This is a genomic window from Streptomyces sp. NPDC031274, assembly GCF_055570235.1.
Window position 1 is genome coordinate 65135 of the sequence record NZ_JBVIHP010000039.1, and the last position, 12867, is coordinate 78001.

Here is a 12867-nt window from a genome sequence, read left to right on the forward strand (position 1 = left end):
CGGGGCTGCCGTTGGCCGCCGCGTCTCCCGCCGGGGCCGGGGGCGGGGCCCGGGGCGGTGGCGGTGGCGGTGCCTCGGGTGGGGTGCCGCGGCATACGCCGCCCGTGATTCTCACGGAGCAGGCGACCCAGCGGATTCTCGTACTCGATCCGCGGCGCAGGGTCTGGGACGAGGAGGCCGATCCGTCCGTCGTGCGGTGGGAGTTCTCGCCGATGAGGCACGCGGGGTACGAGGACCTCGAGCCGGAGTACAGCTGGGTGTATCCGAGCGAGTCCAAGGTGCGCAGGCACGAGGGGCATACGTTCGTTCTGACGACCGCGTCCTTCGGCTTCGTCGCCGTTGTCCACTACCCCTCGGGCAAGCGCTACTGGGGCGCGGCGATCGGTCCCGGCGACGACCTCTTCAATCCGCACAGCGCGGAGATCCTGCCTGACGGCAACGTCGCGGTGGCGTGCAGTACGGGGGCGCTCGTCAGGCTTTACGCGGCCTCACAGGGGCCGCGGGCCTCGCGGTATGCCGAGGTGGAGCTCAAGGGGGCGCACGGGCTGCACTGGGACGGTGCGCGTGAGGTGCTGTGGGCCATCGGTGACGATGAGTTGGTCACGTACGAGGTGGGTGGGTCGCGGGCTCGGCCCTCGCTTCGGCAGCGTTCCTCGGTGGGGCTTCCTGTCGGGACGCCGGGTAAGACGCCGGGGGGTCATGACCTTTTTCCTGTGGCTGGGCGGGCTGGGCGGGCTGGGTTGTCGGGGCGGTCGGGGCGGTCGGGGAGGCCGGGGAAGTCGGGGGGTTCCGGGCGGCTTTGGGTGACGACCAATGCGTCCGTCTTTCAGTACGACATCGGGAGCGGGGCCTTTGTGCAGGACTTCGCTGGGCGTGAGGAGATCGTCCGGAAGTCGGTGAAGGCTGTTGGTGATGATCCGCGGACGGGGCAGGTTGTCACCACCGTGCCGGAGGGTGGGCTTGAGGAGACGTGGTGGACGCGGAAGGTGAGTGTGCATCGGCCGCGGGGGGCGTATGAGCTGGTCGGGGGCGGGATTTATAAGGCTCGGTGGTTCCTGCCTCGGTAGGGGGGGGGCTGGCAGGGGGGGGTGACGTTTTGCCTCCGGCGGGGTTTTCCCCAACCCCGCCCCTTCCCGAAAACTCGCTCGGCGCGAGGGCCCTGTGCCTTGTGCGTGCCGTCATCACCGGCTTCGCCGAGTTCGTCCTCAAACGCCGGACGGGCTGAAGATCCCGTGTTCGTCCTCAGGTGTCGGGCGGGCTGAGGGGGTCCGAGTCGTCCTCAAACGCCGGACGGGCTGATAATCCCGCGCGGACAGGCTAGTGCTGCTCTTCCGGCTTCTCTGAAGCCAAGCGGCGGTCCAGTGCCATCGACAGTTCCGCTTCCACCACGCTCTTCGCCAGGGGGCGCAGGCGTTCGATGCTTACGTCGTCTGCTTCGGGCGGGGTGTGGGTGCGGATGATCGTGATGAACAACTCCGCCAGCGCGTCCGCGTGTTCGCGTACGCGCTGGCCCGCCTCCAGGACCGCCGCCAGTGGGATGCCCTCGCGGACCAGCGCCGATGAGACGTCCAGGAGGCGGCGGCTCACGTGGACGATTTCTTCGCCGTCCGTGCCTAGGTAGCCGAGGTCCAGGGCCGCGGCGAGGTTCTCGGGGGTGACCTCGCCCGCGAAGTGGTCGGCCAGTTCCTCGGGGGTGAGGCGGACCGGCGTCTCCTCGGTGGGTTCGCCGATGCCCAGGAGTTCGCCGACGTCGCGGCCGTTCTCGAAGGCCTCCGCCAGTTCCGCGATGCCGCTCAGGGTGTGGCCGCGCTCCAGGAGGGCGGCGATCGTCCGCAGTCTGGCCAGGTGGTGGTCGTCGTACCAGGCGATACGGCCCTCGCGACGGGGCGGCGGGATCAGGCCGCGCTCACGGTAGAAGCGCACGGTGCGCACCGTGATGCCGGCCGCCTTGGCCAGCTCCTCCATGCGGTACTCGCGTGTCTCTGCCACGGCAGCAGCCTATGTGCTGCCGCGTCGGGAGCGCCGTGCGCGTGTTCTACCGGCGGTAACTCGGGGCGCCAGACCCCTACCCATCAGTACGCAGCTGTTCTACTCTCCCAATTGCGCCAGTGGTCACTGGCAGAGTCGTGAAGCAGTTCGGGAGGCGGCGGCATGGCCGAGGATGAGGATGGGCGCCAGCAGGGGCAGGGCCAGGGCCAGGAGCAGGGCCAAGGTCAGGAGCAGGGCCGGGGCCAGAGCCAGGGGCAGGAGCAGGGGCGCGAGCATGTGCGGGTAGCCGTGATCGGGTCCGGGTTCGGTGGGCTCGGTGCCGCGGTTCGGCTGCGCCGGGAAGGCATCACCGACTTCGTCGTCCTTGAGCGGGCCGGTGCGGTGGGCGGTACCTGGCGGGACAACAGCTATCCGGGCTGCGCGTGTGACGTGCCCTCGCATCTGTACTCGTTCTCCTTCGCGCCCAACCCCGACTGGCCGCGCACCTTCTCCGGCCAGGAGAAGATCCACGAGTACCTGGAGCAGGTCGCCGACACCTTCCGGCTCCGCTCGCACATCCGCCTCAATACCGAGGTGAAGCTGATGCGCTGGGACGCGGAGAAGCTGTGGTGGGAGGTCGAGACCAGCAACGGCACCCTTATCGCCGACATCGTCGTCTCCGCCACCGGGCCGCTCTCCGACCCCAAGCTGCCGGACATCCCCGGCCTCGACACCTTCGAGGGCGAGGTCTTCCACTCCGCGCGCTGGGACCACGACTACGACCTGCGCGGCAAGCGCGTCGCGATGATCGGCACCGGGGCCTCCGCCATCCAGATCGTGCCCGCCATCCAGCGCGAGGTCGGCAAGCTCACGCTCTTCCAGCGCACCCCGCCGTGGGTCCTTCCGCGCATGGACCGCGCCATCAGCAAGGCCGAGCGCTGGCTGCACCGCCAGCTGCCGTTCACCACCCAGGCCCGGCGCGGAATCCTGTGGGGCATCAGGGAGTTGCAGGTCCAGGCGTTCACCAAGCGGCCGAACGAGCTCGGCGCGGTCGAGCAGATCGGCAAGCGCAACATCGCCCGCGCCGTCAAGGACCCGGCGCTGAGGGCCAAGCTGACGCCGTCGTACCGCATCGGCTGCAAGCGGATCCTGCTCTCCAACACCTATTACCCGGCTCTCGCGCAGCCCAATGTGGACGTCGTCGCCAGCGGGCTCAGCGAGGTCCGCGGCAACACCGTCGTCGCCGCCGACGGCACCGAGACCGAGGTCGACGCGATCATCTTCGGTACGGGATTCCATGTGACGGACATGCCGATCGCCAACCGCGTGGTGGGCCCCGACGGCGTGACGATGATGGAGACCTGGAAGGACGGGATGAAGTCCCTGCGCGGCGCGACCGCCGCGGGCTTCCCCAACTTCATGACGGTCATCGGCCCGAACACCGGTCTCGGCAACTCCTCGATGATCCTGATGATCGAGGCCCAGCTGAACTATCTCGCCGACTACGTACGGCAGTTGGACGTACTCGGCGGCAGGGCCGCGCTCGCCGCGCGGACGAGCGCCGTGAACGCCTGGAACGACAAGGTCCAGGAGCGCATGAAGCGCACCGTGTGGAACACCGGCGGCTGCAACAGCTGGTACCTCGACGAGAACGGCGTGAACACGACGATCTGGCCGGGTACGACGACCGAGTTCCGCAACGCCACGCGGCGGGTGGATCTCGCCGAGTACGAGGTGGTGCGGCCGCCGAAGGTCAGCGCGGACGCGGCGCCGTCGAAGGCCCGTACCCAGGAAACCCGTACCCCGGAAACCCGTACGCCGGGAACCGGAACCCCGGGAAAGAGCACGTCGCGTACGGCGAAGAAAGCTGAGGCAGGGGCATGAGCAGGCTGACGCATGTGACGAGCGGGCCCTTCGCGCCGCCTGCCGCGGCGCGGGAGCTGACCGTCGTGTCGGCGGACGGCGCGCGGCTGCACGCGGAGGTGCACGGGCCCGAGGGCGCGCCCGCGGTGGTGCTCGCGCACGGGTGGACGTGCTCGACCGCCTTCTGGGCGGCGCAGATACGTGACCTGGCCGTCGATCACCGGGTCGTCGCGTACGACCAGCGGGGGCACGGGCGCAGTGTCGCGCCGGACGGCGTCGAGGGCTACAGCACCACCGCTCTCGCCGACGACCTGGAGGCGGTGCTCGCGGCGACTCTCGAACCGGGGGAGCGGGCCGTGCTCGCCGGGCACTCGATGGGCGGCATGACGATCATGGCTGCGAGTACGCGGCCCGTCTTCCGGGAGCACGCGGCGGCGGTTCTGCTGTGCAGCACGGGGAGTTCGCGGCTGGTCGCCGAGTCGCTCGTGGTGCCGGTGCGGGCCGGGCGGCTGCGGACGCGGATCACGCGGTCGGTCCTCGGTGCGAAGGCGCCGCTGGGGCCGGTGACGCCGATGGCCCGCAAGATACTCAAGTACGCGACGATGGGCCCGGGTTCGGCCCCGGACCGGGTCGACGTGTGCGCGCACATCGTGCACGGGTGCCCCAGGGTGGTGCGCTACCGCTGGTCCCACGTGCTCGACGAGATCGAACTCGACGCGGGTGTACTGGAGTTGAATGTGCCGACCGCGGTCATCGCGGGCACGGCCGACCGGATGACGCCCGTCACGCACGCGCGGCGCATCGCCGGGATGCTGCCGGACTCCCTCGGTCTCACCGAGCTGCCGGGGCTCGGCCACATGACGCCGGTCGAGGCGCCGGAGGCGGTCACGGGCAGGATCAGGGATCTCGCGAAGAGGTACGTACGGGTGGACGGGCAGCCGGTTCACGGGCTTGAAGGGCTTGAGGGGAGCAGCGCATGAGCAAGGTCAGCCTGGAGGGTCAGGTCGCGGTCGTCACCGGGGCGGCGCGGGGCGTGGGGGAGTTGCTCGCGCGGAAGCTGTCGGCGCGGGGTGCGAAGATCGCGCTCGTCGGCCTGGAGCCGGACGAGCTGAAGCAGGTGGCGGGGCGGCTGCACACCGAGGCCGAGGCCTGGCACGCGGACGTGACGGACCACGTCGCGATGGCCCGGGTCGCCCAGGAGGTCAAGGAGCGGTTCGGGAAGGTCGACATCGTCGTCGCCAACGCGGGCGTCGCCAACGGAGGCCCGTTCATCGAGTCCGACCCCGAGGCCTGGCGCCGGGTGATCGAGGTCAACCTCATCGGCAGCGCGGTGACGGGGCGGGCGTTCCTGCCGGTCCTGATGGAGAGCAGGGGCTATCTGCTCCAGATAGCCTCGCTGGCCGCGATCACGCCGGCGCCGATGATGACGGCGTACTGCGCGTCGAAGTCGGGCGTCGAGGCGTACGCGCACTGTCTGCGGGCCGAGGTCGGCTACAAGGGCGTGAAGGTCGGCGTCGGCTACCTGTCCTGGACGGACACGGACATGGTGCGGGGTGCCGATCAGGACGACGTGATGCGGGAGTTGCGGCAGCGCCTGCCGTGGCCGTCCAACAAGACGTACCCGCTGGGCCCGGCCGTCGACCGGATCGTCGCCGGTATCGAGCGTCGCTCCAGCCATGTGTACGCGCAGTGGTGGCTGCGGGGCATGCAGGGCATCCGGGGATATCTGCCAGGGGTCATCGGCTCGGTCGGCCAGCGCGAGATGCGGCGGTTCGAACCCCGCCTCGGGACGGTCTCCACGGGGCTGGTGGGGGCGGGGGGCTCCGCCGACGAGCAGGTGCGCAGTGGGCGGTAGCCGGGGTGGTCGGGGTAGTCGGCGTGGTCGGCTCCAGGGCTGACCCGGCCCCGCACGGCGATGAGGCCCACCCGGCGTCCCGGGCGGGCCTCATCTGGTCCAGCTCAGCGCAGCTCAGTGCAGCGCAGCGTCAGGCGTCGTAGTCCTGGTTGAACTTGTCCTGCTGCTCCTGCGCGGCATCCCTGGCCTGGTCAGGGGCCTGCTGGCCGCGCTCCTGCGCGTCGTCGCGGCCCTGCGAGGCGCGCTCGCTCGCCTCGTCCTTCTTGTTGCCCATGGCCTTCTTGGCGCGGTCCTGCAGCTCGCCGGACTTGTCCTGCAACTGGTCCTTGATGCCCATGCTTGTTCACTCCTAGAGGGTGAGGTTGGAGGGGCCTCGACCAGACTTACATGAGGGGACTTACCTCGCATTTCGATCATTAACGGGCAGTGACGGACCGCGAGAAGGCCCGTGAGACGGACCGCGAGAAGGCCCGAGTGACGGCCCGCCAGAAGGCCCGCGAAGGGCCCCGCTACTCGCCCCGCGGCGGAAGCTTCGGCCGCCGCCGGTCCGGTACGTCCCCGAGCCCCGGCGGTGTCGCCGCCGGCCGGTCTTCCAGGAGGTCGAGCGCCACCCGCACCGCGTCGTCGAGCTGGGCGTGCCGCCCCTCCGCCCAGTCCAGGGGCGTGCGGAGCACCTCCAGGTCCGGGGAGACGCCGTGGTTCTCCACGGACCAGCCGTACTCGTCGAACCACCCCGCGTTCATCGGCACCGTGATGACCGTTCCGTCCCCGAGGACGTGCCGCCCGGTCATCCCCACCACTCCGCCCCACGTGCGCAGGCCCACCACGGGGCCGAGGCCGAGCAGCTTGAAGGCCGCGGTGATCATGTCGCCGTCCGACGACGTCGCCTCGTCGGCCAGGGCCACCACGGGCCCGCGCGGTGCGTTCGACGCGTACGAGGCCGGCTGGGCGTTCCGTGTCAGGTCCCAGCCCAGGATCTTCCGCGTCAGCTTCTCGACCACCAGCTCACTGATGTGGCCGCCCGCGTTGCCGCGCACGTCCACGATCAGGGCGGGACGCGAGACCTCAAGGCGCAGGTCGCGGTTGAACTGCGCCCAGCCCGATCCGCCCATGTCGGGGATGTGCAGGTAGCCGCACTTCCCCTCGCTCAACTCCCGTACGACCTCGCGTCGTTTGGCCACCCAGTCCTGGTAGCGCAGGGGGCGTTCATTGATGAGCGGGACGATCGCCACCCTCCTCGGCCTGCCCTCCGCCTCCGCCGCCTCGAACGTCAGCTCGACCGTCGTGCCGCCCGCCGCCGCGAGCAGGGGGAAGGGGCCCGTCACCGGGTCCACCGGGCGGCCGTCGATGTGCGTGAGGACCGCGCCCTCGCGGATGCCGGCGCCCGCGAGGGGCGAGCGCGCCTTGGAGTCGGAGGAATCGCCGGGCAGGATCCGTTTGATCAGCCAACTGCCGTCCCGGCAGACCAGGTTGGCGCCCAGGAGGCCCATCGCCCGCTGATAGTGCGGCGGCCCTTCGTTGCGGCGGGCGGCGGAGACGTACGCATGGGAAGTGCCCAGCTCGCCGAGGACCTCGCGGAGCAGGTCCGCGAACTCGTCGGGGGACGCGACCCGGTCCACGAGGGGCCGGTACTGGTCCAGGATCGCGGGCCAGTCGATGCCGCACATGTGCGGCTCCCAGAAGTAGGCGCGGATGAGGCGGCCCGCCTCGTCGTAGGACTGGCGCCACTCGGCCGCCGGGTCGACCTCGTGCAGGATGCGGCGCAGGTCGATCCAGACGGTCGTGTCGATGTCACCGACCTCCGTCGAGGGGACCGCGCTCAGTTCGCCGTCGTCGACCACCACGAGCCGCGAGCCGTCGCCGCTGAGCGCGAACCAGTCGAGATGGTCGACCAGGGCGGACTTCTTGCCCTTGGTGATGTTGAAGTACTCCAGGGTCGGGCGCCCCGAGGTGTCCGCCGGATTGGCGAACGTCTCGCCGAGCGCGCCCGAGATCGGCCAGCGCAGCCAGACCAGGCCACCGCCGCTGACGGGGTGGAGCGCCGAGTACTTCGACGCCGAGACCGGGAACGGCGTCACCCTGCTCTCCAGGCCCTCCACCTCCACGATGACGGCGCCGTCCTGCGGCCTGCCGTCGGCCGGGTCGAGGCCGCCCGCGGCCGGGCGGCCGTCGGGGGAGAGGGCGAAGGGCGAGGGGGTCGCCGACGACAGGGGGACGAGGTAGGGGCGGCAGCCGAGCGGGAAGGACAGATCGCCGGTGTGCACGTCGTAGACCGGGTCGAAGCCGCGCCAGGACAGGAAGGCCAGATAGCGGCCGTCGCGGGTGAAGACCGGGTTCTCGTCCTCGAAGCGGCCGTTGGTCACGTCGACGATGATGCGGCAGCCAGGACCTTCGATACGGGCCATCTTGATATGGCGCAGGGAGCGTCCGATGCCGGGGTGCGACCACGTCAGCCAGGCCCCGTCCGGAGAGAACGCCAGGTCGCGCACCGGGCCGTTGAGGGAGCGGATCAGCTCCGTCACCTCGCCGTCGGACTCCTCCGTGGCGTCGACCAGGAGGAGCCTGCCGTCGTTCGACGCGATCGCGAGCCGTTCGCCCTCGGGGTCGGAGAGCAGTTCGAGGACCCGGCCGAGCTTCCCCTGCGCGAGCCTGCGCGGCAGGCGCGCGCCGCTCGCGCGCGGCAGATAGGCGATCTCCACGGCGTCCTCGCCCTCCGCGTCGGTGACGTAGGCGACCTGCCCGCCCTTGCCGAGCATCTCCGGGAGCCGGACGCGCACGCCCGGCGTGTCCGTGATGGTGCGGGCGGGACCGTCCCGGTGCGTGAGCCAGTACAGGCTGCCGCGTACGACGACGGCGCTGGCCCGGCCCGTGGTGTCCACGGAGAGCGAGTCGACGTGCTGCGCGGCCGGCACCTGATAGATCCGCCGCCCGGCACGCGGCCCGCCGAGGCGTACGTCGAGGCGGCGCGGCACGGAGTCGGCGGACAGGTCGTCCACCAGCCAGACGTCGCCCGCGCACTGGTAGACGACGCGGGCGCCGTCGCTGGACGCGTGCCGCGCGTAGAACGTGTCGTGATCGGTGTGCCGCCGCAGGTCGGAGCCGTCCGGCAGACAGGAGTAGAGGTTGCCGACGCCCTCGTGGTCGGAGAGGAAGGCGATCCTGCCGTCCACGAACATCGGGGTGTCCAGATGTCCGCCGAGGTCGGGCAGGATCTGCTCGCCGTGCATCCACAGGCGGCCCATGGCCCCGCCCCGGTAGCGCTTCCAGGCGGCGGGCTCGTGGGGCGGCTTCCCGGTCAGGAGGAGCGTCTTGCGTTCGCCCTCGATGTCGTTGACCGCGATGTCGTACACAGGCCCCCAGGGCAGCTTGCCGCCGGGTGATCCGTCGGTCGGCACGCTGTAGGCCCAGCAGAAGTACGAGAAGGGCTGGCCGTGCGAGGAGACGGCGAGGATGTCGCCGTCCGGGGACCAGCCGCAGACCCGGGTGTCCGTACTCCCCCAGTAGGTGAGGCGCCGGGCCGGGCCGCCGTCCACCGGGGCGAGATGGATCTCCGGATCGAGGCTTCGCCATGTCGTGTACGCGATGTGGCGGCCGTCCGGCGAGAAGCGCGGGTGGCTCACCTTGGTCCGGTCGACGGTCACCCGCCAGGCCCGGCCCGCGGGCTCCGAGTCCGGGCTCAGCGGGGCCACCCAGAGATCGTCCTCGGCCGCGAAACAGAGACGGTCGCCGCTGAGGTGCGGAAATCGCAGGTAGGCGTGGTCGGCATGTTCAGCGTGGGCTTCATCGCGCGCGTCGGTCACTTCACCATGCTTTTCCGGTGTGCGGGGCCCGGCAACTCGTACATGCGGTCGGACATGCGGTGGGACAGGTGCGCGCATGGCGCGTGACGCAGCACACGTACGAAACGGTTTCGTTTCGTTAAGGCGCCGAGTACAGTCATGGCGTACGGAACAGTTTCGACAAGAGCCCGACAGGGACTCGACGGAGACACGACGAGGAGCGGAGGGATCATGGCTGAGGCGGCAACGGTGCGGCGCAGCCGGATCACGCCCGAGCGCGAGGCCGAGATCTACACGGCCGTGCTCGATCTGCTCCGCGAGATGGGCTACGAGGCGCTCACGATGGACGCCATCGCGGCCCGCACGAAATCCAGCAAGGCCACCCTCTACCGCCAGTGGGGGAGCAAGCCCGAGCTGATCGCCAGGGCGCTGCGGCACAACAAGCCGGTGTCCATCGCGGACATCGACACCGGGTCCCTCCGTGGCGACCTGATGGAATCCGTGCGCCGGTCGGACGACTGCCAGATGGAGCAGGACGCCGCGCTGATGCGGAGCCTGTTCCACGTCATCCACGGAAATCCCGAACTCCACCACGCGCTGCGGCAGGTGCTCGTCGAGCCGGAGATCACCGGCCTGAACACCCTGCTGCGCAGAGCCGTGGAGCGCGGCGAAGTGTCCCCGGACAACCCCGCGCTCGGCTTCGTCATCCACATGATGATCGGCGGCTTCGTCGCCCGTGACCTGATCGAGGACCGCACGGTCGACCGTGAGTTCCTCTGTTCCTACATCGACGCCGTGATCCTCCCCGCTCTCGGCGCCTGACCAACTCCCTTCCCCAGTAAGCACGTTCCACCTGACGCGACCGCTCACGTCGTCGGGCTGATCCCCCTGCCCTGTAGCCACCACGACCTGACCGGGAGTACGCCCTCGTGGCCACTTTCCTCTACAAACTAGGCCGACTCGCCTTCAGGCGGCGGCACTTCGTCGCCCTGATATGGGTGGCGCTCCTGACGCTGGCCGGAGTCGGCGCCGCGTCCGCGCCCACCGCCGCATCCAGTTCCTTCTCCATTCCGGGTACGGAGGCCCAGAAGGCCTTCGACCTGCTCGAAGAGCGTGTGCCCGAAGCCAGTGCCGACGGTGCGAGCGCCAAGGTCGTCTTCAAGGCACCGGACGGCGAGAAGGTCACGGATCCGGACAACAAGGCCCAGATCCAGAAGACCGTCGCCGCCCTCAAGTCCGGTTCGGACGAGGTGGCGCGGGCGGACAGCCCCTTCCAGGCCAAGACGGTCAGCAAGGACGGCTCCACGGCGTACGCGTCGGTCTCGTACAAGGTCACCTCGATGGAGCTGACCGAGGACAGCCGTGACGCCCTGGAGAAGACGACCGACCAGGCGCGCGAATCCGGGCTCACGGTCGAGGTCGGCGGCGACGCGCTCCAGGCCATGCCGGAGACCGGGGCCACCGAGGTCATCGGCATCGCGGTCGCGGCCGTCGTGCTCGTCATCACCTTCGGTTCGCTGATCGCGGCGGGTCTTCCGCTGCTCACCGCGCTGATCGGAGTGGGCATCGGCGTCTCCTCGATCACCGCACTCGCCAGCGCGCTCGACCTGGGCACGACGACTTCCACGCTCGCCATGATGATCGGCCTCGCGGTCGGCATCGACTACGCGCTCTTCATCGTCTCCCGCTACCGCGGCGAACTCTCCGACGGACGCGACCGCGAGGACGCGGCGGGCCGAGCGGTGGGGACGGCCGGTTCGGCCGTGGTCTTCGCCGGGCTCACCGTCGTCATCGCGCTGGTCGGCCTGGCCGTGGTGAACATCCCGATGCTCACCAAGATGGGCTTCGCGGCGGCCGGCACGGTCGTCATCGCCGTACTCATCGCGCTCACCCTCATCCCGGCGCTGCTCGGTTACGCCGGCAAGAAGGTCAAGCCGATGGGCGAGAAGAGCAAGGTGCTCGGCGGCGGCAGGAAGAAGGCGGCGGCAGCCGAGGGTGCCGCCGAGGGTGCTGCTGAGGGTGCTTCGGAGAAGGCCGCGGACAAGGTCTCAGGGAAGGCCGCGGAGAAGAAGGACAATCTCGGCACCCGCTGGGCACGCTTCGTCGTCCGCCGTCCACTCACCGTCCTGCTCATCGGTGTCATCGGCCTCGGTGCCGCGGCGCTGCCCGTCTCCTCCCTCGAACTGGGCCTCCCGGACGACGGCGCGCAGCCGACGTCCACGACCCAGCGCAAGGCGTACGACCTGGTCTCCGACGGATTCGGCCCCGGCTTCAACGGCCCGCTGATGACGGTCGCCGACCTCAAGGGGTCCGACGACCCGAAGGCCGCGGCCGGTGAGATCACCAAGACGATCTCCGGGCTCGACGACGTCCTCTCGGTCGCCCCGCCGATGATCAACAAGGCGGGCGACACGGCGATCATCACCGTCGTCCCGTCCTCCAAGCCCAGCGGCATCGAGACCGAGAACCTCGTGCACGCGATCCGTGGCGCGGGCGCCGACATCAAGTCCGACACCGGTGCGAGCGTCATGGTCACGGGCTCGACGGCCATGAACATCGACGTCTCCCAGAAGCTGAACGACGCCCTGCTGCCCTACCTGGCACTCGTCGTCGGACTCGCCTTCCTCCTCCTGATCGTCGTCTTCCGCTCGATCCTGGTCCCGCTCAAGGCGGCGCTCGGCTTCCTGCTCTCGGTCCTCGCGGCCCTCGGCGCGGTCGTCGCGGTCTTCCAGTGGGGCTGGCTCGGCTCGCTCTTCGGCGTCGAGCAGACCGGCCCGATCATGAGCATGATGCCGATCTTCATGGTGGGCGTCGTCTTCGGCCTCGCGATGGACTACGAGGTCTTCCTCGTGACGCGCATGCGTGAGGCGTACGTCCACGGCGAGCGGCCGGGGCAGGCGATCGTGACCGGCTTCAGGCACGGGGCACGCGTGGTCTCGGCGGCTGCCGTGATCATGATGGCGGTGTTCGCCGGGTTCATCGGATCCAGCGAGCAGATGGTGAAGATGATCGGCTTCGGCCTCGCGATCGCCGTCTTCTTCGACGCGTTCATCGTGCGCATGGCGCTGGTCCCGGCCGTGCTCGCGCTGCTCGGCAAGAAGGCGTGGTGGCTGCCGAAGTGGCTGGACCGCGCGCTGCCGAACGTGGACGTCGAGGGCGACGGGCTGCGCACGGACGCCGAGAAGGACGCGGGCCGGGGTGCGGACGCCGACCGGGAGCCGGTAGGGGTCTGAGAGGTCTCAGGAGCGGGGGGGGGGGGGGGGGGGGGGGGGGGGGGGGGGGGGGGGGGGGGGGGGGGGGGGGGGGGGGGGGGGGGGGGGGGGGGGGGTGGGGGGGGGGAGGGGGGGGGGGGGGGGGGGGGGGGGGGGGAGAGGGGGGCGCGTTCGAAGACACCCACCAACG

Annotated in this window: 9 protein-coding genes; 6 read left to right on the forward strand and 3 right to left on the reverse strand. The window is 70.3% G+C overall.

The window, feature by feature from the left end; all coding sequences use genetic code 11:
• The first annotated feature begins 104 nt into the window (after positions 1 to 104).
• Positions 105 to 1067, forward strand: a complete 963-nt coding sequence (locus ACZ5CR_RS40520) for a DUF6528 family protein (protein ID WP_468867354.1) — start codon at positions 105 to 107, stop codon at positions 1065 to 1067.
• Between the two features lie 250 nt (positions 1068 to 1317).
• On the opposite strand, the gene ACZ5CR_RS40525 is transcribed toward ACZ5CR_RS40520, so the two are convergent.
• A complete protein-coding gene (locus ACZ5CR_RS40525; RefSeq protein WP_468867378.1) occupies positions 1318 to 1965 on the reverse strand; it encodes a MerR family transcriptional regulator in 648 nt (215 codons plus the stop codon).
• A 186-nt stretch (positions 1966 to 2151) separates the two neighbouring features.
• On the opposite strand from ACZ5CR_RS40525, the gene ACZ5CR_RS40530 reads away from it, so the two are divergent.
• The 3 genes from ACZ5CR_RS40530 to ACZ5CR_RS40540 are packed head-to-tail and all read left to right on the forward strand — an operon-like array spanning position 2152 to position 5686.
• On the forward strand, positions 2152 to 3852 hold the full coding sequence (locus ACZ5CR_RS40530) for a flavin-containing monooxygenase (RefSeq protein ID WP_468867356.1): 1701 nt from the start codon (positions 2152 to 2154) through the stop codon (positions 3850 to 3852).
• Positions 3849 to 4811: an alpha/beta fold hydrolase gene (locus ACZ5CR_RS40535; RefSeq protein WP_468867358.1), complete on the forward strand. Its 963-nt coding sequence runs from the start codon at positions 3849 to 3851 to the stop codon at positions 4809 to 4811. The genes ACZ5CR_RS40530 and ACZ5CR_RS40535 overlap by 4 nt, the downstream gene beginning before the upstream one ends.
• On the forward strand, positions 4808 to 5686 hold the full coding sequence (locus ACZ5CR_RS40540; protein WP_468867360.1) for an SDR family oxidoreductase: 879 nt from the start codon (positions 4808 to 4810) through the stop codon (positions 5684 to 5686). Before ACZ5CR_RS40535 ends, ACZ5CR_RS40540 begins: the two co-directional genes overlap by 4 nt.
• A gap of 130 nt (positions 5687 to 5816) precedes the next feature.
• Here the strand turns inward: ACZ5CR_RS40540 and ACZ5CR_RS40545 are convergent, their stop codons facing one another.
• Positions 5817 to 6023 (reverse strand): hypothetical protein, encoded by a 207-nt coding sequence (locus ACZ5CR_RS40545; protein ID WP_468867362.1) that lies wholly within the window; start codon positions 6021 to 6023, stop codon positions 5817 to 5819.
• A 172-nt stretch (positions 6024 to 6195) separates the two neighbouring features.
• Positions 6196 to 9564: a S41 family peptidase gene (locus tag ACZ5CR_RS40550; RefSeq protein WP_468867364.1), complete on the reverse strand. Its 3369-nt coding sequence runs from the start codon at positions 9562 to 9564 to the stop codon at positions 6196 to 6198.
• 150 nt (positions 9565 to 9714) lie between these two features.
• Between ACZ5CR_RS40550 and ACZ5CR_RS40555 the strand changes: the two genes are divergently transcribed.
• Positions 9715 to 10287, forward strand: coding sequence for a TetR/AcrR family transcriptional regulator (locus tag ACZ5CR_RS40555; RefSeq protein ID WP_468867380.1), 573 nt, complete (start codon positions 9715 to 9717; stop codon positions 10285 to 10287).
• A 107-nt stretch (positions 10288 to 10394) separates the two neighbouring features.
• Positions 10395 to 12698 (forward strand): MMPL family transporter, encoded by a 2304-nt coding sequence (locus ACZ5CR_RS40560; protein WP_468867366.1) that lies wholly within the window; start codon positions 10395 to 10397, stop codon positions 12696 to 12698.
• The last annotated feature ends 169 nt before the right edge of the window (positions 12699 to 12867 follow it).

Coding starts and splice junctions, on each gene's coding strand:
- ACZ5CR_RS40525 (WP_468867378.1), bottom strand. CDS start 1,965: ATGGAGGAGCTGGCCAAGGCGGCCGGCATCACGGTGCGCACCGTGCGC.
- ACZ5CR_RS40530 (WP_468867356.1), top strand. CDS start 2,152: ATGGCCGAGGATGAGGATGGGCGCCAGCAGGGGCAGGGCCAGGGCCAG.
- ACZ5CR_RS40535 (WP_468867358.1), top strand. CDS start 3,849: ATGAGCAGGCTGACGCATGTGACGAGCGGGCCCTTCGCGCCGCCTGCC.
- ACZ5CR_RS40540 (WP_468867360.1), top strand. CDS start 4,808: ATGAGCAAGGTCAGCCTGGAGGGTCAGGTCGCGGTCGTCACCGGGGCG.
- ACZ5CR_RS40545 (WP_468867362.1), bottom strand. CDS start 6,023: ATGGGCATCAAGGACCAGTTGCAGGACAAGTCCGGCGAGCTGCAGGAC.
- ACZ5CR_RS40550 (WP_468867364.1), bottom strand. CDS start 9,564: ATGCGCGCACCTGTCCCACCGCATGTCCGACCGCATGTACGAGTTGCC.